Annotated in this window: 20 protein-coding genes; 11 read left to right on the top strand and 9 right to left on the bottom strand. The window is 40.6% G+C overall.

The features are described from left to right. The first annotated feature begins 102 nt into the window (after positions 1-102). Genes A7967_RS09190 through A7967_RS09170 form a run of 5 tightly spaced genes read left to right on the top strand, consistent with a single transcriptional unit; the run spans position 103 to position 7,162 of the window. A complete protein-coding gene (locus A7967_RS09190; RefSeq protein WP_054205857.1) occupies positions 103-1,359 on the top strand; it encodes an HlyD family secretion protein in 1,257 nt (418 codons plus the stop codon). Between the two features lie 10 nt (positions 1,360-1,369). Next, on the top strand, positions 1,370-2,062 hold the full coding sequence (locus tag A7967_RS09185; protein ID WP_054205856.1) for an ABC transporter ATP-binding protein: 693 nt from the start codon (positions 1,370-1,372) through the stop codon (positions 2,060-2,062). Continuing rightward, complete coding sequence (locus tag A7967_RS09180) at positions 2,059-4,563, top strand: ABC transporter permease (protein ID WP_064435641.1); 2,505 nt, start codon at positions 2,059-2,061, stop codon at positions 4,561-4,563. The genes A7967_RS09185 and A7967_RS09180 overlap by 4 nt, the downstream gene beginning before the upstream one ends. A 12-nt stretch (positions 4,564-4,575) precedes the next feature. After that, positions 4,576-5,925 (top strand): sigma-54-dependent transcriptional regulator, encoded by a 1,350-nt coding sequence (locus tag A7967_RS09175; RefSeq protein ID WP_231659061.1) that lies wholly within the window; start codon positions 4,576-4,578, stop codon positions 5,923-5,925. After that, on the top strand, positions 5,918-7,162 hold the full coding sequence (locus tag A7967_RS09170) for a sensor histidine kinase (RefSeq protein ID WP_054205854.1): 1,245 nt from the start codon (positions 5,918-5,920) through the stop codon (positions 7,160-7,162). The genes A7967_RS09175 and A7967_RS09170 overlap by 8 nt, the downstream gene beginning before the upstream one ends. A 29-nt stretch (positions 7,163-7,191) precedes the next feature. Here A7967_RS09170 and A7967_RS09165 read toward each other — a convergent pair whose 3' ends face one another. The 4 genes from A7967_RS09165 to A7967_RS09150 all read right to left on the bottom strand — a co-directional run bounded on the left by A7967_RS09165 (position 7,192) and on the right by A7967_RS09150 (position 10,014). Next, positions 7,192-7,980: a PhzF family phenazine biosynthesis protein gene (locus tag A7967_RS09165; RefSeq protein ID WP_054205853.1), complete on the bottom strand. Its 789-nt coding sequence runs from the start codon at positions 7,978-7,980 to the stop codon at positions 7,192-7,194. A 24-nt stretch (positions 7,981-8,004) separates the two neighbouring features. Beyond that, positions 8,005-8,490 carry a pilin gene (locus A7967_RS09160; RefSeq protein WP_054205852.1) on the bottom strand — a complete coding sequence of 162 codons (486 nt, stop codon included), beginning with the start codon at positions 8,488-8,490 and terminating at the stop codon, positions 8,005-8,007. After that, entirely contained in the window at positions 8,487-9,314 is an 828-nt protein-coding gene (locus A7967_RS09155; RefSeq protein ID WP_054205851.1) for a hypothetical protein, read from the bottom strand. Before A7967_RS09155 ends, A7967_RS09160 begins: the two co-directional genes overlap by 4 nt. Before the next feature lie 85 nt (positions 9,315-9,399). After that, a complete protein-coding gene (locus A7967_RS09150) occupies positions 9,400-10,014 on the bottom strand; it encodes a PQ-loop domain-containing transporter (RefSeq protein ID WP_054205850.1) in 615 nt (204 codons plus the stop codon). A 304-nt stretch (positions 10,015-10,318) separates the two neighbouring features. On the opposite strand from A7967_RS09150, the gene A7967_RS09145 reads away from it, so the two are divergent. Both A7967_RS09145 and A7967_RS09140 read left to right on the top strand, forming a co-directional pair. Then, positions 10,319-11,476: a tetratricopeptide repeat protein gene (locus A7967_RS09145; protein ID WP_054205849.1), complete on the top strand. Its 1,158-nt coding sequence runs from the start codon at positions 10,319-10,321 to the stop codon at positions 11,474-11,476. Positions 11,477-12,000: 524 nt separating this feature from the next. After that, on the top strand, positions 12,001-13,137 hold the full coding sequence (locus tag A7967_RS09140; RefSeq protein WP_054454328.1) for a PepSY-associated TM helix domain-containing protein: 1,137 nt from the start codon (positions 12,001-12,003) through the stop codon (positions 13,135-13,137). A gap of 44 nt (positions 13,138-13,181) precedes the next feature. Here A7967_RS09140 and A7967_RS09135 read toward each other — a convergent pair whose 3' ends face one another. The 5 genes from A7967_RS09135 to A7967_RS09115 form a co-directional block, all read right to left on the bottom strand. Then, positions 13,182-16,025, bottom strand: coding sequence for a TolB family protein (locus A7967_RS09135; protein ID WP_064435640.1), 2,844 nt, complete (start codon positions 16,023-16,025; stop codon positions 13,182-13,184). A gap of 95 nt (positions 16,026-16,120) precedes the next feature. After that, entirely contained in the window at positions 16,121-16,366 is a 246-nt protein-coding gene (locus A7967_RS09130) for a hypothetical protein (RefSeq protein WP_157601505.1), read from the bottom strand. Between the two features lie 95 nt (positions 16,367-16,461). After that, positions 16,462-17,997, bottom strand: coding sequence for a PH domain-containing protein (locus A7967_RS09125; protein WP_082916327.1), 1,536 nt, complete (start codon positions 17,995-17,997; stop codon positions 16,462-16,464). Next, positions 17,990-18,562: a PH domain-containing protein gene (locus A7967_RS09120; RefSeq protein WP_054205898.1), complete on the bottom strand. Its 573-nt coding sequence runs from the start codon at positions 18,560-18,562 to the stop codon at positions 17,990-17,992. The genes A7967_RS09125 and A7967_RS09120 overlap by 8 nt, the downstream gene beginning before the upstream one ends. A gap of 65 nt (positions 18,563-18,627) precedes the next feature. Further along, positions 18,628-19,479 carry a D-hexose-6-phosphate mutarotase gene (locus A7967_RS09115; protein WP_054205844.1) on the bottom strand — a complete coding sequence of 284 codons (852 nt, stop codon included), beginning with the start codon at positions 19,477-19,479 and terminating at the stop codon, positions 18,628-18,630. A 336-nt stretch (positions 19,480-19,815) separates the two neighbouring features. On the opposite strand from A7967_RS09115, the gene A7967_RS09110 reads away from it, so the two are divergent. The 4 genes from A7967_RS09110 to A7967_RS09095 all read left to right on the top strand — a co-directional run bounded on the left by A7967_RS09110 (position 19,816) and on the right by A7967_RS09095 (position 23,335). After that, complete coding sequence (locus A7967_RS09110; RefSeq protein WP_054205843.1) at positions 19,816-20,319, top strand: MarR family winged helix-turn-helix transcriptional regulator; 504 nt, start codon at positions 19,816-19,818, stop codon at positions 20,317-20,319. Between the two features lie 97 nt (positions 20,320-20,416). Continuing rightward, positions 20,417-21,715 (top strand): porin family protein, encoded by a 1,299-nt coding sequence (locus A7967_RS09105; RefSeq protein WP_054205842.1) that lies wholly within the window; start codon positions 20,417-20,419, stop codon positions 21,713-21,715. Positions 21,716-21,905: 190 nt separating this feature from the next. After that, a complete protein-coding gene (locus tag A7967_RS09100; RefSeq protein ID WP_054205841.1) occupies positions 21,906-22,373 on the top strand; it encodes an RNA polymerase sigma factor in 468 nt (155 codons plus the stop codon). An 11-nt stretch (positions 22,374-22,384) separates the two neighbouring features. Beyond that, the gene (locus A7967_RS09095) at positions 22,385-23,335 is read left to right on the top strand and encodes a FecR family protein (protein WP_231659060.1); all 951 of its coding nucleotides are present in this window, start codon (positions 22,385-22,387) and stop codon (positions 23,333-23,335) included. Positions 23,336-23,376: the final 41 nt, after the last annotated feature.

Raw genomic sequence — 23,376 nt, 5'->3', positions numbered from 1 at the left:
AAAAACACCACAAAAACAACCAAACCATTGAAATATAAATAAATTTAATTTTGGCATCAAACTTTCATTAACTACAGTATCAACCAAGATGATGAGTAGATAATGAATATCAATATTGACCAAAAAACAAAACCGAACACATTAAAAGTTGTGCTAATTATTGCAGCGCTTGTGGCTGTCACATGTATCGGTTATTTCACTATTAAACCGACCACACCACAGCTTAGCGCTAACACGCTCAATGTAGTTACTGTACAGCAAGGCGATATTGATATTATGACGCCAGTGTATGGTCAATACGCATCGCGCTATGAACGCCTGATCAGCGCACCAGCAACAGGGCAAGTGGGTGAGATTTATTTACGAGCAGGTGCTGATGTAGAAGCAACAACTATTATCGCGAAGTTAGTTAATCCTGATTTACAACAGCAATTGTTTGAATCACAGGCCAAACTTGAGCGTATGCATTCTGAATTTGCCTCATTTAAATTTCAAAAACAAAACGAGCAATTAACCTTCCAAGCCGAATTGGCTGATATTGATAGTCAGATACAAGGGGCTAAGTTAGATGTTGACGTAAACCAGCGCCTATCGGATCAAGGTATTGCTGCCAAAATTGATTTAGAGCGTGCCATTCTTAAACACAATCAACTTAAGAAACGCCTAGAATTTGCAAATTACCGCTTTGAAAAACAAAAAGAAATGCACAAGTTAGAACTTGAGCAACAGAAAATTCTATTAACACAGCAACAAAAACAAGTCGATTTAGTCAGCAACAAAGTTGCGGCATTAACTATCACCGCTGGGATTGCAGGCACCCTACAACGTTTAGATATTGAACTTGGAGAGCGGGTAAACCAAGGGCAAGCAATGGCGCGCGTTGGTTCAAAAACACAATTAATGGCAAGACTGAATATCCCACAACGTATTGCTGAACGTATTCAACTTGGTGCTACGGTTGAATTAAAGCATCCCAATGGCACGCTAAAAGGCACAGTTAAACAGCTGGCATCTGTAGTCGAAAATGGCTTTATTGTAGCCGAAGTACATCTGAGCGAACCACTACCTTCAAACCTACGCCCAGCACAACCAGTCAATGCATTGGTATTCGTTGAGCGCAAAGAGAATGCATTATATGTGAGCCAGCAACCCGGTTTAAAACCACTTGGCGCACAACGACTATACAAACAAATTCCCAACCAACCACAACTACAACAACAGCAAATCACCTTTGGCGAATTAACAGGCTCTGAGCTGTTAATTACCACCGGGGCTATTGCGGGTGAAAAAATTATCACAAATGATTTAAGCCAATGGCATACTTACACCCACTTGGCCCTAGATACTTCAAAACTTTAAGGAAAACCTCATGACAGCACTCGTAACAATTAACAATATCAATAAAGTGTACAGTAAAGGCCAAGTAAAAACACATGCCCTACAAGATGTATCTTTAACTATCAATAAAGGTGAATTCATCGCTATCTCAGGGGCTTCAGGTTGTGGAAAGTCAACCTTGCTCAGTATATTAGGCCTGCTAGATACGCCAACTGATGGCCATTATCAATTAGCCAATATTGATACACATAGCCTTAAAGTTGATCAACGCTCTAGCGTACGTAACAAGCATATTGGCTATGTATTTCAGTCATTCAATTTAATTGATAGCCTAACTGTATTTGAAAACGTGGCATTGCCATTGGAGCACCGCGGCACATCTAGCAAAGAAATAAAAACCGCAGTGGAGAAACAGCTAGCAGCGGTAAACATGAGTGCACGCTTAGATCATAAACCAAACCAGTTATCTGGCGGACAGCAGCAGCGCGTTGCAATCGCTCGCGCATTAGTAGGCAACCCTGACTTACTGCTAGTAGATGAACCAACCGGTAACTTAGATAGCCAAAACGGCGATGCTGTAATGCAACTGTTACTTGATTTAAACAAGCAAGGTGCCACCGTTGTTATGGTGACGCATGATGAACGTTACAGTCAAATGGCACAGCGTCAAATCCGTTTATTTGATGGTAAAGTATTGGTTGAACATCAGGAGGCCGTTGCATGAGTTTTTATCTACGCGCATTACGTCACGGTGTTTTACGGCTATTTACATTGCCACGTTTGTCACTGCCAATTCTACTTACGTTAAGTTTAACGTTGGCAGCGGTGCTTGCTGTTGTCGCCATGAGTAGCCATCTTATTTTTAAACCTTTACCTGATATAAAAGACGAAAACAGCCTGTATGTCATTAACCGTACCATGGCGGTTTCACAAGACATGCGTGTTTCTATGTTTACCGCTAAGCGCTTGGCACTATTAGCTGAGCAATACAAAGGATACGGCCGGTTTGCTGCATACCAAGCTGACGAAAGTGCGGTAAAAGTGCATGAAACGAATTACCCAGTGTCACGTTTTGATGCCAGTAATAACTTTATGACCATGGTCGGAGGAACCCTGCTACTAGGTGAACAACCAAACAAAGTAAATACTCAAAACTCTGTGTGGATCTCTGAGAGTTTATGGCAAAGCGCATTTCAAAAAAACGTAAATGCAATAGGTCAAACATTACAAATAGACGCCACATCGGTGCAAATTCGCGGAGTGGTCAGTGACTTTTCATCGTTTAATTCCGATAACGATGAAAAATATACTCAACAAGTTTGGCGTTATTATGATTTAGCCGAAAAAGCAGCAATGCCTACACAAATGACGATAGATGGCAGCCTGCAGCCCCTATTTCGCCAAACCGAACGTGCATTTACGGCCGATGACATGGAGAGTTTTTGGCAGCAGTATTATCTTGACCAAGGTGAACAGCTTGGCCCTATGAAACAAATGTTTGAGAGCATGGCCCCAGAAAGCACGGCAACCTTATATCGCGATAACCTGATGGAAGATCAGCAAACCATGCTGTTGTTTTTATTAGCAACTGTGGTCATCTTACTCGTAATGGCAAGCCTCAACCTACTAAACCTATTTATTGCCCATTACCAACAACGCGAACAAGAATTTGCCACACAGTTATGTATGGGCGCATCACGCAACAAATTATTAGTAATGAGCTTTTTAGAAAACCTGAGCACCTTTTTACTCGCCGCAGTATTAGGTTTGTTAGGTGCCGCTTGGCTGATTAGGCTATTACCTATCATCAGCGGTGGTAATATCGCGATGCTTGAACTAGTGCAAATTGATGCAATAACTATTGCTGTTGCGGTTGCAATTGTGCTGACGATAAATTTATTTTTTGCATTTTTATCAACCCGTCAGTTTGATCAAACACAACTAATTAGCAACCTTAATAACGGTAATAAGGGTGTCAATGCAGGTAAAGTGACCCGTCTTAGTCAAGTGTTATTTATTGCACAGTTAAGCTCCGCTGCGGTTATTTTAACGGGCACCGCTATGCTGGCAAATACCGCCTACGATAAGCTAAATATTCACTTAGGTTTTGAGCCAGGAAATACACTAATAGCCAATGTACGTCTACAAAGTAACGATGATCCGATTTTAGACAGTGCTGAAATTGAGGAAAAAGTAGCGCAAGTCGCACAAGATCCTGAGGCCGCAGAGCAAAAAACTAAGCAACGCTATCAGGGGGCGCTCGAAATAAAAAATCAACTTGAGCAAGCAATCCTCCAAGTGCAGCCCAATATCACCCCACTACAAAGCCAAGGCGAACCCTTTAGTTTTAATACCGTCATAAATATGACTGAGGATGAGCAAACACAAGAGCGCTTTACCTATATGACGATTAATATTGCGCCTGATTATTTACAGACCTATAAGCTCAATTTGCTAGCAGGGCAGAATATGACTCAAACGCAGTATCTAAATTTAGAGCCTGTGGCATTGATCAACGAAACCTTTGCCAAGCAATTGTCCACAGATGGCACGATTGAATCGGTAATAGGTAAAAAAGTTTCTAATCGTCAAGTTATTGGAGTAATCGCAGACAATTACACCATGATGGCAAAAGATCAGGGCTATCCAACTATGCTTTACAGTTATTCGCACGATAATGCTAATTTTGGGATCAATATTGCTATGCAGCTACCACCAGGGCAGAGCTTTGACAAACATGCCATTATGCAAGCGATTCAATATGCTCACCCACAAGTGGTTGAAGTAGATGCACGCACACTTGATGAGCGCTGGGCAGAACAAACAATGCCGCAGCGCGTACAGTTTTATTTTATCAGTGCGTTATCTCTATTAACTTTACTACTTGCAGCCGTAGGTAGTAATGGTATGGCGATGAGCTTTACAGAATTAAAACGCTTTGAACTTGCAATACGCATGGCAACCGGCGCAAGCCGTATTAACCTAATGAAGCGAACATTAAAAAGCTTTAATGGCTTACTACTGAGTGCGCTAGCTATTGCTATTACCCTCGCCTGCGGTCTTTATTTAGCGCTACAAAAAGCAATTCCTATGTTGCCAGCATTTTCTTGGCAAGCACTAACAATATTCACTAGTTTATTGATTGCTATCGTCTTTATTGCCATTGTTTTGGTAGTATGGCGTATTATTAATGCTGACCCTATGCGTGCGCTTAGAGAGCAATAAACTTTTAAGGAGATGGCAGCATACGCTGCCATTACAACCACAATGACCCCACACACTATTTTAGTTGTTGATGACGACGATGACATTCGCTTTGCCCTATCACTACTTTTAGAGCAGGCAGGCTATCGTGTGGTTGAAGCTGATGGACCAAGCCAATGCATGCAATTGCTCTGTCGGTTAACGCCTGCGCTGGTGTTACTGGACATGAACTTCACCCGTGATACAACTTCAGGAAAGGAAGGTCTTGCACTACTAGAGCAAATCACGCCATTGGATATTCCCGTTATGCTAATGACTGCATGGGCAAATATTGAACTTGCAGTAACCGGGTTACAAACTGGCGCTAAAGATTTTATTGAAAAACCATGGCGAAAAGAAAAATTACTCAGCCAAATAGCTAATCACATTAAGCCTATTACTACGCAGCCGACACAAAGTGATTGGATAGCATACTCCAGCGCGATGCAATCGCTCAATACCCTAATAACACAGCTTGCACCAACCGATGCTAACTTATTAATTTTAGGAGAAAACGGCACGGGTAAATCACAACTAGCCAAGCGTATCCACCAATTAAGCGCACGCAGTGAAGCCCCCTTTGTGAGCCTAAATATGGGTGCTGTTGCAGAGTCTCTATTTGAAAGTGAGCTATTCGGTCATCATAAAGGCGCGTTTACCGACGCTAAGCAAGACCGCACTGGTGCGTTTAGCCGCGCCAAAAATGGCACCTTATTTATGGATGAAATAGGCACTTTACCGTTTCATTTACAGCCTAAATTATTGCAAGTACTCGAAACCGGTGAATTTACACCGCTGGGCGCAAACAACAGTGAGCAGGTTAACGTACGCCTAATTGCAGCAACCAATCAAGACTTAGCCAGCGCGATTACAAACGGGCAATTTCGCCAAGATTTATATTATCGCTTAAACACCTTTGTGATCACGCTCCCAGCTCTGCGTGAACGAAAAGACGATATATTGCCACTCGCCGCACATTTTATTAATCAGTTTGCTGGTAAATATAACAAGTCGCCTTGCACATTATCCCAAAGCGTTGAAGAGCTGCTATGCAACCATAGCTGGCCCGGTAATATTCGTGAGCTAAGCCATGTAATAGAACGCGCTATGTTGATTTGCACGCAGAGTGTCATCGAATTAGCCCATATAATGCTGGATAGCCAAACAAGTAAAAGCCAATTAATTCCACAACTCACACTTGAAGAGCTTGAAAAACAAAGAATCACTGACGTACTACAACAGCATAACCAACAAATAACTGCGGCGGCAAAAAGTTTAGGTATTTCACGTAATGCGCTGTACCGACGGATGGAAAAATACCAACTAGAGGGGTTTGATGAGTAACTTTAAAGTGAGTCATAAAGCCAAGGTAATTAGCACGTTCACTGGTATTTTTTGCGCTATTATTGTGCCAAGTACAGGCTGGATTTACCAATTCAGCCAAGACGTACTGCTAACTACCACTTTGGCTATTTGCCTTAGTTACCTGCTTATTATGTGTATCTACAGGCTATTTAACGCTTATTTTTCGCCTGTTGCTCAGCTGCAAGCCTACATTGATGCAAAACAACAAGGGCAAAGTAACCTTAGCTTAGGTTACAAAGATCCAAGCTCACCATGGACGGCTCTCGGTGCACAAATTGAAACGCTATTTAACAAGCCTGCACCACAATCAACGCATTTGATCGACGGGCTATTTCAACACTGGCCCCATCCAGTAGCCCTATTTAACGAGCAAGAGCAGCTTATTTTCTTCAATCATCCGATGTATCAGCAACTTAAAACGCCGCTACTACGGGGTATGAGTATGGCTGAATGCGGTTTTACAGTTAAAGATAAACAATGTAGTCATGCTAAATTAAATCAAAATTGGCAAGTGCAACGTATTGCGCTCAATGATACAAAACAAACACTTATTACCGCCAGTTATATTGGTCATCAACTGCAAGATGCAAAACGTCAATCCCAAGCTGATTTAATTCGTATTTTATCGCATGAGTTAAATAACTCGCTGACCCCCATGGCATCTATGACAGATACACTACTAAGCACAGAAACACTAAATGAAAAACAAACAAGACAAGTATTAACGCGAGTAAAATCACGCAGTGAATCACTGCTGCAGTTTATAAAAGCCTACTCAGAATTAAGCCGCTTGCCTGCAGCAAAGCCACACTACTTTGATTTAAAAGTCTTGGCGACTCTCAATGCTGCCGAGCAAAATATTCAACTTAATTTTGCAGGCGAGTCGCAATGCTTTGCTGATAAGCTACTTATTGAGCAACTGTTAATTAATGTATTTAAAAATACATTTGAGGCCACTCACAGTCCTGCATGTATAACCTTACGTTGCTTTCACCAAGCCGATATACAAATACTGCAACTGACCGACAACGGCCCAGGTTTTGCTAATCTAGAGCACGCAATCCAGCCTTTATACACCACTAAAAAAACCGGCAACGGGCTTGGACTCGCACTATGTAACGACATAATACAAAAGCACAACGGCCAGCTACAGTTAGCAAATACCGAACATGGCGCGCAAATCACCATTAAACTTCCGCAAGGCAGCACCAAATAGCAGTTATAAATAGCAGTTATAAATATCAGTTATAAATAAATCGTGCCTTGCATATAGCGTACAGCCCGCCCTGTTAAAGTCACTGTATGATCACCTACATCACATTGCATATGCCCACCCCGGCTTGAAGCTTGATACGCGCTGAGTGACTTTTTACCTAATTGCTGCGCCCAGTAAGGCGCAAGACCCGTATGAATTGAGCCAGTTACAAAGTCTTCATCGCCACCACTTGCAGGCCAAAAATAACGTGAGATAAAATCATATTCTGAACTTTTAGCCGTCGCAACTACATCTAACGGATATAAGGTTTTGAGCAAACTAGAGTCTGTTTTAAGGTGAACGACATCTTCCTCATTTTCATAAATAACAAAGTAAGCCTGCTGATTTTTCAACACCTTAATTGGTTGTATAGACAAGCCATCAAACAACTCTGAAGGTATATTCTCAGCCTCACTCGGTGCTTGCTTCGGGAAGGTCATAGCAAAGCTAGCATCATCATTTTTATTGATAATTAGCTCACCTACCGCAGGTGCATGAAACGTTACTTGCTTTACATCATGCTGTTCACACAACACAAAAGCCGCGGCAAGTGTGGCATGGCCGCAAAAATCAATTTCCATTAATGGTGAAAACCAACGTATTGCAAAGCTTCCATCGGCTTGTTTGCACGTAAACGCGGTTTCAGACACATTATTCTCAGCGCCTATTTGTAGCATAAGCTCATCACTGAGCCACGCTTCAACATCGATTACCGCAGCATAGTTACCTTTAAATAATTCACTGGTGAATGCATCAATTTGATGAATCGTTAATTGCATCTGCTTTCCTAATTAATGAGGTATTTATAACTTAATGTTTAAACACGAAGAGGGCAAAATATCTTTAGGGACTGTGGTTTTATTCTCCCCTATCGCTTGCATACCAGTAACAGGTTTATCAAACCCACACAGCCAAGCAATCGGGCTTGTTGGGCTCCCCATCACAACCGCAGGACGAAATGTAAGTACCGTATTTTGTAAAGGCGCAGAAGCTTTGTTACCTAAGCTAATATGAATGGCGCCGCCATCTACGCTGATCCCAGTAACGCGATTACCAATTAAAAATTCACTCGCGGGTACGCCTGCCTGTTCATTATTTGCAGGAAATCGCCCTTGCTCTAAATAAAAAGCAGTGACGTCTTCGCGAATTGCAGCCGCCATTGCCAAGGGGTCAACCAATTCACTGCGTTGTAAGTATTTACTATATTGCGGCAATGCAATAGACGCCAAAATACCTATAATAGCCACAACGACCATTAACTCAATGAGTGTAAATCCTTTATGCCTCATACTATTTCTCCAATAATAAAAATAGGTTTGTACGCTTGTTGTAAAAACAAATAAATAACTAAAACCAAAATGGCGCTAAATAGGTAAATAAGTTTGTTGATCTGTTTTTTTGCTGCATCATTTAATAACCGTAATTTTTGCTCAACTAAATATGCAAACTCGTCGCCCAGAGCAAGGCCATGCAACTGGCAGCTTTGTAGGTGCATTATTTCAGGTAAGGTCGCCTTGTTTTTCGAGTCTTGCTCAAAAAAGCCAAAAATTGCCATCAGTATGGCGTATTGCTGCTTGATCTGCTTTGGTATGATGACACCAAACATCCCTGTAAATGGCTCTGTAGACGCTAAGTTGCAGGCATCATGAAGTTTAAGAATAGTGATACACACAATGGTAAATAACATAGCCAACAACACAATAGCAACATACCAATACTGCGCGTATTGATTTAAAGAATGTGGCAAATTGATATTATGAGTGCCGAGTATTTCTATAAACGCGGGGATCACAAACACTTGATAAATAGCGCTAATAACAATGAAAATACCGAATAAAACCGCTAAATAGCCGAGTTTATTTTTATAATCAAATGAAGGCGATGTAATGATGCTCGGCAGCTTTGCATAGCACGTTGAAAGTTGTTTTTGCTGACTCGGATTTGGATTATCGACCAGCTGCTTAGCCAACTTTGTTGCAAGCTGGCTTTGCGGTTGACCCTGTTTATAAATATTTAAGTGCGTCGCGGAGCGTAATTGATTTTGCTCCGAGTCACTAATTTCATTTGCAGATGAATATATTCGGCATAAATAACCGAGCTGATCCCAATTCATTCTCTATCCTTGTTTCATTGAAGATAGGATAATTTGCCATACAATCAGCTGGTTTGGAATTAATTGTTGACTATTCAAACACATTTTAGATTATTGCAGGGCGCATTTTATAGTATTGAATACAGCCCAGTTGTGCGGCATTAGTAAGTAGTATCATCACAAATGTTAAGATATGCGAAGTGCTTGGTACAACCATCGCCAATTCTGCAAATAAACCACACACACCCGCTAAAAATTGCAGGCTAAAGTAACGCGCACTTAAGTTACTTATATCGCCACTGCGTAGTGTTTTATAAGTTTGTGGCATTACCCTTACCGAACTCATAATTAGCCCTACAAACGTTAACCACGTCAGCACTTTTGCAATCTCAAGCTCAGGGTTTAGTAAGAGTAAAAATGGTAAAAGTGAGAAGCCAAGCATCGCTGCTAATTGAATTCGCTCCTCTCGCTTTGCGTTATAGCGGGCAAAATAGTACAAAATCAAGCCGCTTAAACCACCAGTCACTACAAACGGTAACACCATGTAATACCGCTCAAAGTATAAATTAAAAGTAATAAAGTAGACACTTTGCGCAACACCAAATGTCATCATCAATAACGATAACCCTGACACACTGCGATTTTTACGTATTTTATTAAGTAACGGTAAAAAACTAAATACTAGAATAAATGATGATAATATCGGCAGATAATGCGCCAAAATAAACCTCGCTCGTTATTAATTGGTTAATAAGTTATCAGACTTTAAACAAAACAAATTAAAATTGTAAATCACTGTTTTTATTTGTTTTATGTAAGGCGCGGCATTGTATATAACTTATTTTCGCAAGCAACTATTGATGAAAAAAAAGACAAGCTTTGTTGGCAAGTTTACATTACAGTATAAACGGCTTTTACACATGTTTAGCATCAAATTGAGTAAGGAAGAGATGGCAACCCAGGCTGATTTTCTTGCTTGATTATAAAGTGCGCTTCAGCGTAATTTAAGAATAAGCGGAGAGATTATGAAGTTTTCTTTTATATTTTTTTTAGGTTTACTGGCGGGGTGCGCCTCAACTACAACACCCAAAGCCCCCTCAACTCAGGAGCCCCCCTCACTAACGCAGCTGATTAATCATTCGCTATTCACACTTGAATTCGTGCCTGCTCAGCAGCAACTTTTTCAACTTCCACAGCAAGAACAGCAAAAATTTATTGCTTACGTAAAGGCGAACCGCTTACTAGGCGAATCTGACGAACTCATTTTATATAATTACATTGAAAGCAGTTTAGACGGGTTTACTTACCATGGTGATACGTTAACGGCTTCGCAAGCGCTCGAGAAAGCCCACGGCAATTGTATAAGCCTAGCCATTGTGACTCAAGCATATGCCAATGTTATTGGGCTTGAAACAGCCTTTCAAGAAATGACCAGTGAGCCTGTTTACGCCAAAGAAGGTAATTTGGTATTTATCGCAAATCATTTTAGAACAAAGCTGTATAAACCACTTAAAAAGCAAGAAGGTAAAATCGCTTTTATCCGCCCTGGTGTCATCGTTGATTACTTTCCATCAAGAGGGAGTTTTTACTCTGGTAGTGCAGACATTAACGATCTCATTGCAAAGTATTACAGTAATCTCGCAGCAGAAGCGCTGTTGCAAGAAAACTACAATTTAGCTTATAGCTTATTAACGAAAGCCAATACGTTCACGCCTGATGACCCTGAGTTGTTCAATTTAGCCGCTATTCTTCACAAACGCGTGAATGATCAAGCAACAACTCATCGTATTTACCAAAGTGCATTTGACCATCAACTAGAAAGCTTAAACTTATTAAGCAATTACAAATCATTGGCTGAAGATATTGGCAATGAGATGCTGGTTGAACAGATTAACCAAAAATTAGATCTAACGGAGAAAGATCCTTATCAGCTAATTGTGTTAGGTGAAACTGAGGCATTAAGCGGGCAATATCTGCCTGCTAAAAAATATATCAATCAAGCCATAGATAAAGCCCCTTACTTATCAGAGCCCTATGTAGCATTAGCAAAAATTCGCTATCAACAAGGTCATTTAGGTGCCACTAGAAGGCTGTTGGAGCAAGCTATAAAGCTTGAGCGAGATGAGACGCAGCGCAGTGTATATGCTGCAAAGCTGGCGTCAGTTTTTACTAAAAAGAAATGAGCCCAACCCAAACAAATTCAGCAAGAGTATCGGCGGTTTGAAGTCGGTTAAGTAAAATGCCTTGAAGTACATCAAGGCATTAGCGTAATAAAGGAGAGTAATAAAAACCTAACCATCCTCTTAGCTCACCCTCGAAGCTATCGCCTTCTACTTTTTACCAAACCAAAATCAACATGAAGATCATTGATACCCGCACTTGCTAGGCCAAAGCCAATTGAGTCTTACCATTTAATGCCATAGCTCTGTGCGAACACTTCACTGTCAACTTGATGCTAACGATAACCCTGACACGCTGTGATTTTTATTAAGTAACGGTAAAAAACTAAATACCAGAATAAATGATGATAATACCTGCAGATAATGCGCCAAAATAAACTCACTCGTCAACTGGCAAGTTACCATTACAGTTCCTGTTATCTCCCGCTGGTTTACTGCTGTAAATGTTAAAAAACAATAACAGCAATTGAAATAACATTGCGAATTGTTATCATACGTCATTATTTACTGTTGTGATTACTGGGTTTATGAGAAAAACACTGTTTAAAGTTCATAGTTGGTTTGCTCTTTGTGCATTGATCCCACTGATTGTGATCAGCATTACTGGCAGCATATTAGTATTTAAAAGTGAAATAGACGGTTTACTCATGCCTGACAGCCACTTTGTTGTGCCGTCGTCCTCTGAGCGAAAGCCAATCGATAGCTTAATTACCATTACCGAAAATGCATTCCCACGATTCGTGATCGGGAGCTGGGAAATATTTAGTGATGATACTGCTGATCGGGTTTATTTAGTTGAACGCGGAACGGGGATTTGGCATAAATTTCATTTAAATCAATATACAGGTGACATTCTCTCTCAACCGGTAGGCACTAGTCACTATTTCACTGATTGGTTTTTAGAACTACATTACACTTTTTTACTCAACGACATAAAAGCACTGCCAGGGCAAACGGGCACTGTTTTAGGATTTTTCTTCGCATTGTTTTTACTTGTACTAGGTATTACAGGGTTAATTATTTATCGTAAATTTTGGCAGCGTTTATTCTCAGTGCGCTGGCGTGCAACGTTACAAATAGTGCTGAGTGACATTCACAAAATGACAGGTGTGCTTGGCTCGCCGATTATTTTAATTTTAGCGATCACGGGGGGTTATTTTAACTGGGCTGTGTGGTATCACGAGGTGATTGAACATGCAGAAGAAGAACACTTTGTACTGACCAAAAACCTGCACAGCGATGCCATTAATTTTCAAGCTATTCTTGATGATAGTAAAAAGCAAATGCCAACGTTTAATACCACTTTTTTAGTTATGCCATTAGAGCCTGATGAAAATATTACCTTATTTGGTGAAGTTGATAGCAACAACCCATTAGCCAGTGAATACGCAAATACTGTTACTTACAACAAGTTAACCGGAAAACACATGGCTAACTGGGATATTCGCGAAGTAGCCGTAGGCTGGAAAGTTATTGATAGTTTTAGAAAATTACACTTTGGCTACTTTGCAGGGTTAATCAGTAAAATTCTATGGTGCGTGATTGGTTTAAGCCCTGTATGGCTTGCAGGTACTGGCTTTTACCTATGGTTTAGCCGCAGAAAACGTAAAAAACAATCGCAAAAAAACCGACAGCAAAAGCAACAACACCCATTAAACACATAACGAATAGATAAGCTGAAAGAGGCCTTTAAAAGCCTCTTTCACTATTAAAGAGAATAATAAAACCCTAACCAACCTCTAAGCTCATCTTCAAAGCTGTCACCTTCAACCCTGACTAAACCAAAATCAAAATTAAGATCACTTAGGCCCGCAGGGCCTAAGCCAAAATTGAAAGGGCCTTGCCACTTCAATCCATAGCTTTGTGCGTATACTTGGCTATCCACCTGGTGCTGTTTATAGTAAAGCCATGGCATTCCCTCTTCCAAGCTAATACCGCCGCCATACCCCTGATAACGTTGACCTACAGTGCTATAAAAGGGAAGCTCGGGTGAAAATACAATGTCACTGTGCGTTTTAGCTGAAATCAGCGATGAACTAAAGCCACCTATTACAAGGTGTGTATCATCACGATATTGCTGCTGATAACTAACGTACATTGGTACATCATAGGCTTGTCCAAACACCTTCGCAGCTAAATCATAACCTTGCCAACTCTTTGCTTGTGCTTTGCCTGTGTACCATCGGGCATTAACCTCCTGGCCAATAGCAAATACTTGCTGATCATAATGCCATGATTGCTTCACACCTGCTCGTAACCATTGGCTAGCATTATCTTTAAGGGATTTATCTGCATACTCATAATCGGTGTAGTTATATGCCAACTCCGGCTCTAGCTTAAATTCGCCAAAGCGTAGTGGCAGATTTGCAGACAGATAACCCCCAGTTGCAACATAATGCGCACTTAAGGCTGTTTGATACTGCTTTTCGGCATTAAGGTCATACGAAAATAACTCGGCATTAATTTTAACGGGGAGTGCACTGTATCGCACTTGCCCAAACGCCCCTTTAAGTGCAGAGTCATGTAGATCAATACTGTATCCTGCTTGCCAATCTAACTGCTTAAGTAAGTCACTGCCTTTTACACTTAGACTAAATAACGATGCTGACGCTGAGTTATATTGCTCCCCCAGTGCTAAAGTGGCTTTTTGTTGCCAAATATCATAGTTAGTTTGCTCACCTATCGGCTGCATATAAACTTTAGCATCAGGCAAAGTATGCTCATCAACAACCAACTTTGGGGCTATACTATTTGGCGCAAAATCAGTGACCAGCTCTGCATTATCACCGACTCTTAGTTGCATCACATCGGGGCCATCGCTGCCAATAGAAAAATACAGCACTGAGTCATCCAGCATAGCAAGTGGGTTAGCAACAGCCTGCTGCCCTTGAGTTAATTTGTGTAAGCTTTCATCGGCTAAATTGTAGCGATAAATATCTGTAGCACCATTTAATCCAGCAACAAAAAGTACCGAAGTTCCATCACTGCTCCAACTCGGCTGAGAAAGATATTGATAACCTACGGGCATGGGCACCGCGACCGTTTTAGCACCATGCAAATCTTGTATATACAACTGCCAATTATGATTAAACTCGGTTTTTATAAACGCTAACTGCTGCTGATCTGGACTAAGGACTGGATAGTCATAAACAACTGCTAAATCTTTCTCAAATAATGCGTGACTTACACCTGTTTGGACATCAAATCGAACTAATTCAGAATAGCCACCACGCACTTGCTCTGCATAGAGTGTTTGGCCATTATCAGTAATACTAAAACGTCTAATACCTGCCAAGTTAGTCAGTTTCTCAATGTCACCGGTTTGCGTATTCCAGCTAAAAACATCTGCAACTCGGTTGTTAGCGCCCTCCTCCTCAGTACTAAAAGCGCCAAAATAAATTACCTCATCATTTAACCATTGTGGATTTTGAATACCCGCATGATTAATCTGGTTAAGAATGTGCTTTTGCTTACGCTTAAATACACTTGGCGCAGTATCTATAATATCGTTTGGATCATCAGCTAATAGCGCTTGCTGCTGCTTATTAAACCTCTTTGATGCCTCTTCGTTATCTTGCGTGCTATAAACTTTAAGTTGAGTTTTACCATCACGGTCGCGTTCAACCACAGCTAACTGTTGATTGTTTGGTGATAATGCAGGGTTACTCGCGTATAAATCTAGTTCAAGCCACAGCTTACTTGTAAGCGCCTGTTCGCCCTGCTCTTTGCTCATAGCTTGAAAAGTATATTCAGCAACAAAACGTCGATAAAGTTTGCTCGGTGAATCACCAAAAACGCCCGTAAACGCCTCTTCAAATTCACGGTTTTTAACGCCTTGCATCCGCGTCCATACTGCATCGAGCGTTTGCTGCGAATAATTAATCTCGAGCCAATTCAAATAGCGCACACCCATTAAATACGCCATTGAGCCAGCCATAAAGCCACCTTCAGTGCTACTTAACTGTCCATAAGTTGGTAATGCGCCTTGCTGTGCAAATTCAATTAGGATTGCTTCGCTATAATTATCAAAGAGCCGCCCGCGCCCGGTCATTTTAGATTCAAGCAAAGTTGCATACCCTTCAGCTGCCCAACGCGGTATTTCGCTATGCGCGATATCATATACATCCCATATATCGCGCAATTCTTGGCGCCAATGACTTCGCGTTGGCTGCGCTAAATGAACTAAATGAATATATTCATGCAAAACAAGAAGCTGTTGCCAACCACTGCTATTTGAAATAACGGTATCTGACTGCGGGGGGGTGGTAAAAAGCGCCATCAATGGTTTATTAGATACTGGTAATGCAAAACCATTGGCGGCATTAAGAGGATCAAACACCACCACATCGACGGTTTCGTCAAGCGCCCGGTTTTGTTGTTTGAGTACTTTACTACGAACAATTTCGAGTTCATTGGCTGCTGAGCGAGCCCAATCAGCACTTTCGGGGCTAAAGTGAACATTAAAATGCTCAGTATGAATAGTTTGCCATTGCACAGCGGCCTGTGCGTTAGTAGCAACTAATAGCGCTGCGGCAAGTAAGGTCTTTTTCATCATGATCCCTGAATCTTTATATTGGCGTTATTATGGCCATAACCAAGATAAAAAGAGAGCATTAAAATGTAAGAAAGCGTGTGCTACTTTTACAACTAATCAAGCTCCAGCGGTCGCACTAAACTGACCAGCATACTGACGATAAAAATTGAGATAACAAACACAAATACGGTACGTAATACCCCTAATCCTGCGCTATACATGGCTAAAGTGATCAAGCCTCCAATAACGAACACGCCACAACGGGCACATAATTGTGATTTTTTACTCTCGCAACGCACATTACACATTAGTACCAGCACACAGCAAAAAGCAATTAAACAAAGCGTTAATGCCATCATAACCTCCAATGAATGAGATAAGGTGGCATTAAGTATAGTGAGAATTAAAAATAGATCAATGCAATTGATAACTATTTGCAATTGGGTTTATTTAACTACATCCAACTGCGTTGATCTGATTCAGCTTGAAATAAAGTAAAGTCAATTATCTCATTTGCTACATCTGCCTTGAGGTATGGCATTGAAACAGTGCCTGCCGCAAGTTGTATATACATGCTTTTCAAGCCGCTTTTACGCATAAAATAAGTGCTTACACTATACGTACTTTGTGCTTTGTATAATTCAAACACACGGTATTGAACACCGATCATACCACTGCGAAATACACCGTAATAGCGACCTTTATATTGATAGAAATAGTAGCCATAACGCTTATAAGATAAATAAACTAACATGCTGAGTAGGGTAAAACTAAGCGCACTATAAAAGGGGTTTATTACTTCATTAAAGTAACCAAATATAGCAAAGATCAAACTCGGCAAAAATGCATATAAGAATAGATTTTTAATCAATAACGCCTTTTCGACTCCTTTAAAATTCAACGTTTTAAAATCAAATCCCTCGGTATTAATCCAAGGATGCACCCATTGGCAAGCTTGCTTTACCTGCTCCAGTGTTAGCACCGGCATGACTAAGCTTTGCTTACTCTTAGCGCCCGCAGTAAACCCACCGCTGGTTGCTTGCAAGCATTGCACTGTATAGCGCTTTAATAAACGTGCGACAAGGTTTTGTTTAATAAGCATAGATTGAACTTTATCAAGACTCACTGATAACTGGTGACGCTCTAATAGCCCAGATATACGCTTAAATTTTCCACCATGAAAGTACAGCTCATAATTATAAAAGCGGATCAACGACATTAACACCGACAGTAATACTGCGATTAGCACAATAAATACGAATAATGAAAAAACAGCGAGTGCAGCTGCATTTACCAGCATGCCTACTTCTTGTTGATAAAAAGACTCAAGACGGTTAATGACTGCTTTTTCTAAAAACTCAAATACAACATTCATAAAAGGCGCAAGCGCTGCCAGCGCTAAAATCGCCATGTTCGACATCAGACCAAACTTTGCGACTTCTTTATTGCTTAATGTAAGGCACTGGTGTGGTTCACTTGCATCTAAATCATCCGCCTCTGGCGCAGTGGCATCTGGTTGTTGCGTTTGTTTGTAAGCCAGTACACGCTCACGCATCTGCTCTGCATAATTAACGGTAACGCCAGGCAAAACGGCCTCTTGGCTGGTACTCCCTGCGGCATCAAAAATGCAATTAACTAAGCCTAGCGGTTTAAAATAAAATGGTTCAGCGATATTAACGTTTTGTACACGCAAAAAATTAAGCGTCAGGCGCTCTTTTTTAAATACACCTTTGTTGAGTAAGATTTCGTGATCATCAGAAATGCAATATCGAAAATTTATATAATAAGCAAACGAATAAACGAGTAATCCTACAACAGCCACCGATCCCGCTATTTGACCCCAAAACAATTTGTCCTGTACCTGTGTGACAAATACAATGCCAATAGGCAAAAGGTTAAATATACCGTCTTTTACAAAACGAAAAGCAAAGTGCAGCACAAAATAAACCAGCGCCCAAGGCGATACTCGCTGCCATTTTAGATTACCCATTTGACTGCTCATTACCAGTGTCGATAACTTTTTCAATCACTAAATCTTCACTTTCGGTCGCTTGCCTGTCTTCGGTGTATTTTTGGATAAACTGACGGATATCTTTACAATCATCATGGCTTAACCCGCTAATATTTAAATCAGCGCTCATGCCACCTGCACTGTATAAACGTAAACTCGCAAGCCCTAGCCTTCGCTCCAACGGGCCCCTGTGAATTTCTGTGTGCTGTATGCGAGAAAGCGGTAAAATTGTTACTTGCTGCCAAATAACCCCTTTTTGATAAGCAATATCATGAGTACGTACTGCCACGCCCCTCAATCGCACACTTATCACATTGTAAGCTAACGAGATCAGTAAAATAATCGGTAAGCCAATCAATAAAGGCGTTTGTGCAAAATTAGAAAAATCGTCATTAAACACACATACACCAGCCAATACAGCCATAACTGGTACATAAAAAAGCAACCAACTAAGTTGTGTATAAAGTAATGCTTTGTCTGCAAGGGGTTTAAAGTCAATAATATGGTGTTTTGGTAAAGTATCTAGCTGATGGTTTTCGAACACAGTGGTTAAATCCTTAAAAAGCCAACCCACATAGTGAGTTGGCTTAAATGAGGTGAGTAAATAGACTATACCCAGCTAATTGTCGTAGCTAGGGTATGACTTTCACCGGGCGCAACAACCGCGCTGTCATTCATTACATTTGCGGCTTCTAAACAAAGCATTGTGTGATACTCATCGTCAGCAAAATTAGATAAGCGCTTTGATTTATCAATCCATGGATTCCACAATACACAAGAGCTTGAGTTCTCACGGCCGACTTCAATAATGCCATCTGGCGTGATAATACGCTGTGTTTCTGATGCTTGGGTATAAACCATGTCTGTTTCACGAGCAAAACCAACTAGTTCATTTTGATCAAATGGCCCTTCGTCAAACTCTATATACTTCGAACCTTGCAAGCCATCAACCTTAGTATCAACAATTGAAGGGGTGGGGAAATAAGTGTGTAATGCTTGGGTAAAGGTAATGGTTTCGCTGCTCAAATTTGTAGTCGTCAAACGCACTTCAAGTTTTGACGTTAAGATAAACTCAACTTTTAATTTAGATTTATGCGGCCAATAAGTTTCATCCACCTGTGCCATTGGTAAAGTTAAGCTCACTTTAATTTCATCATCTTGCTCAGCCACTTCATCTGCACGCCAAAGACTAGTGCGCGCAACACCATGAATCGGCCATTCTGGGTTAGGGTTTACGCCAAACCATGGCCAACAAATTGGAATGCCACCTCTAATGCCTTTACCTTCTTGGTAATCTTCCTCACTCGACACCCAAATTAATGGCTTTTTGCCGCTAGGTGTAAATTCAGTGAGTTGCGCACCTTGCAAGAAGATTTTAGCACTGCAAAACTCGCTTGCTACATTGATATATTCTAAGCCTGAATCAGTTTGTTCTATGCTTACAGATGGAGATAACTTCATAATACGTCCCATAAAAATGAAAAGCCTGTCACACCTTACCCAATACCTAACCAGTTAGTAAATATTATTTAGTGAGTTTTTATGTCAAATTTACAATTTCTCACTCTGTCACTGTCTTTTAGCAAGATGAGTACTCTAAACAATTAATTAAAATGCATTGAAATGAAGTAATTTTGATTTCAACTCAAATTAAATAAAAAGCAATCATAGACCACTGTAAAGCTATTAATACGCCATTAATCACCTACATCTATTTGAACTCTATTTATTAGATGTGTAATATTTATTGATTGCGCTCGTACCTTGGCCGTAAATCACCTTCTAATGAGATAAAAAATGCAAAAATATGACGAGTTACTAGTTTCTTTACGCAAAGTGATCCGTGCGATTGACCTTCATTCTAAACAATTAAATAAAACATCAGGCCTCACCGGACCACAATTATTGATCATGACTGAAGTGGCGCAAACAGATGGCATTACAGCAAGTCGCATCGCTCAAAATGTAAATTTAAGCCCTGCCACGGTTACCAATATTTTAGATCGCTTAGAAAACCGAGATTTAGTCAGCCGTGTACGTAGTCAGCTAGATAAGCGCAGAGTAAGCCTCTACCTTACCGAAAGTGGTGAAACTATTTTGCAAGCCGCACCGCAACCGCTACAAGAGCATTTTATTGAGCAGTTTTCCGCACTTGAAGAATGGGAGCAAAGTCAGCTACTCTCATCAATGCAACGAATTGCAACCATGATGGACGCCCAAAGTCTCGATGCAGCCCCCCTGTTAGAAGTTGGAATAATAACTCGCCCAGCTGAAGGTAAGAGCTCAACTCAAACTAGTTAAAACAGCAACTTAAGATTATTCGATAAATTGAGATATTTGGGTTAAATTAAGAAATAGTTTATTCTATATATACTCATTTCGAATTTAGCGATTTATCATGCTTAAACTCTCACAGTTAGCCCTCGCGACCATGCTAGGCGCAACAACTAGCACTGCAAATGCATCTGATATCGATGCCATGCAAGCTCAGCTTAATCTGTTACAACAACAAATGCAGCAATTACAACAGCAACTTGCTGCTGAAAAAGCGAAACAAGCAAAGGTTAATCAACAGCTTGAAGAGCAAAATATAACCATCGCCAAGCAAGCTGAGAACAACACCGAAGCAGCCCAATCAGGTGTTAAATTTGGCGGCGCAATTCGTACTAATTACAGCCATACATCGTACAGTGATGGAAATAAAAATCGCGGCGGCGATTTTGACTTTGATATTTTCCGTTTAAATGTATCTGGCGAGGTTGGCGGTGTATTAATTGGCGGTGAAATTCGCTTTTTTGATTATATGACCGCAATTAAATCTGCATGGGCTGGTTATCAATTTGCTGATGATTGGCAAGTACAAGCTGGTATTACCAAAGTCCCATTTGGTAATGACCCTTATAACTCACATAACTACTTTTTTAGTACCAATTACTACATTGGTTTAGAAGACGATCATGATTTAGGCGTTATATTTAAACGCCAAGTCGCAGACAATTGGCAGCTTGACTTAGGTTTTTTCAAAAATGATGAACTTGGTGGGGTTGATGGTTATGTTGAAGATCGTAGTCACCGCTATTCATATGATATTGTAGGGAGCCGTCCTGTTGACGAGGGCATTTACGCACAGCCAACAAAAGAGCTTGGTGAATACAATACCTTTACAGGCCGCTATGCCTATTATTTTGACCATGGCGAAGGCATGACCACCGAAGTGGGTCTCTCAGCTCTAGCGGGTGGTTTACATGACGGCCAAGATCGCGCGGGCAGCTACAACGCCTGGGCGTTACACCTTAATAGCACCATTAATAAGTGGAATATTCAGCTACAACATGGCGAATACGACTATAACCTAGATGAAACCAACCGCATTGCTGTTGGTTCGTATGCGTTTTATGACTCGATTGCCGCCAGCGCAACCACGAGCACATTCAACGTAGCGTATAGCGTGCCTGTTCAATGGGGACCGGTCAGTAACCTGCAATTTTATAATGATTACGGCATGATTTACAACAAGTCTGATGAGAGTGCAAACACCTGGATGAATGTAACGGGTGTATCTGTCGCCGCTGGTGGCTTATTTACTTACTTTGATTTAGTGCACGCACGTAATCAGCCATTTGTTGGTGGTTCTAGTGCTGGCGACAGCGATGAAACAGAACGCCGCTTTAATATCAATATTGGTTACTATTTCTAAACCTCACTTTACTTAAACACCCAGTATGCATACATACTGGGTGTTCACTTAACTTTTTTTAATACGTTATAAACTACAACTATAAGCCCTTTGCTTTGTGTGTACTTGAACACGCAAACGATAACAATTGTCATTACTGATATAAACTGCTAGCATCCACCTCCTTTTTTAGAAACAAAACAGGTGTGAATTGGAACGATATTACGCTGAGGTCTTAAGCTTTATTTCTCGTTCAGTAGGCTGTCGAGATAAAGCGGAGAACATAGTTCAAGAGGCTTACACTCGCCTACTCAGCAACCGTACTAATAAACAAAGCCAAGACGATAACCATCAACGGGCGTTATTTTTTACTACCGCCAAAAATATTGTTATTGATCACTATAGACGTAGCAAAAAATTTGCAGAACCTGTTGAGATTGAACTGATCGCACCTACTGATTTTGAGCCTGAAGCAAAATTAGCCAGCCAGCAACAACTCAATTTACTTTATACTTGTATTGATCAGCTGCCACTTAAAACTAAACAAGCATTTGTGCTTTATAAATTTAAAAATTTGAGTTATCAACAAGTCGCTGATCAAATGGGTATTTCTGTCAGTATGGTCGAAAAACATTTGGCAATCGCCATGCTGGCATGTCGCGATACACTAAAAAAATAATTACGAGAAAAATGAAAATGGATCGTCATCAAACACAGTTGCAACTTCAGCAGCAAGCAAACGCTTGGCTTGAACAACAAAAAACTGGGCTTAGTAAAAACCAACAGCACGCATTTTTAACATGGCTTAATACCAACCCCGAGCACCTGGCGGCATATCAACAAAGCCAGCAAGTAGATCAGTTATTAACACAATTTTCTGATAGTGATATTACACAACTTAATATATCAACCACCAAGCGTGTATCGCCATTGTGGGCGATTGCTGCGTGTGTGGCATTATTTATGGTCAGCATAACTAGTTATCAATTTTGGCCGCAAAATGACACCAGTGCACATTACAGCGCACAGTATCAATCAGCCCGAAGTGAGCAATTTGATGTTGCGCTACCTGATGGTTCGCAATTAAGCCTTGATGCGCAAACTCACCTGACATTAGCTTTCGATGCTAATCAACGGGTAAATAACCTCATCCAAGGCCGCGCGTTATTTGATGTTGCCAGCGATCCACAACGCCCTTTTATTGTCATCGCTGATAACACAAAAATAACCGTACTTGGGACACGCTTTAGTGTTGATAAAAAACAAAATAGCACACGAATCAGTGTCGAACACGGGCGTGTCAAAGTGCAAAACAAGCAACATTTAATTGAGTTAGTACAAGGCCAGCAAGTACTATTTAATGAGCAAGGTATGGCTGTACAAAACGTAAACCCACATCTTGTTGCTGCGTGGCGTGATGGGCGCTTAATATTTAATAACGCACCTTTAGATGAAGTGTTTGCTGAGTTTAATCGTTATCATGATACTCATTTTGAATTTACTGATAGCACGGTAAGCAATATGATGTTGTCGGGGACTTTTAGCGCAACAGATCTCGATAACTTTTTAAATTTACTCCCTCACGTTTTACCTGTTGAAATTAAAAATACTAATAATCATATAGTTATTAGTAAAATTTAATTAATTTTATATTTTTATAACTTTTTATTGAGGGATTCTCA

This window comes from Pseudoalteromonas neustonica (assembly GCF_001653135.1).
GTDB classification, from domain to species: Bacteria; Pseudomonadota; Gammaproteobacteria; order Enterobacterales; family Alteromonadaceae; genus Pseudoalteromonas; species Pseudoalteromonas neustonica.
The sequence above is the reverse complement of the archived record's forward strand: the minus strand, read 5'-3'. Positions and strand labels throughout refer to the sequence as shown.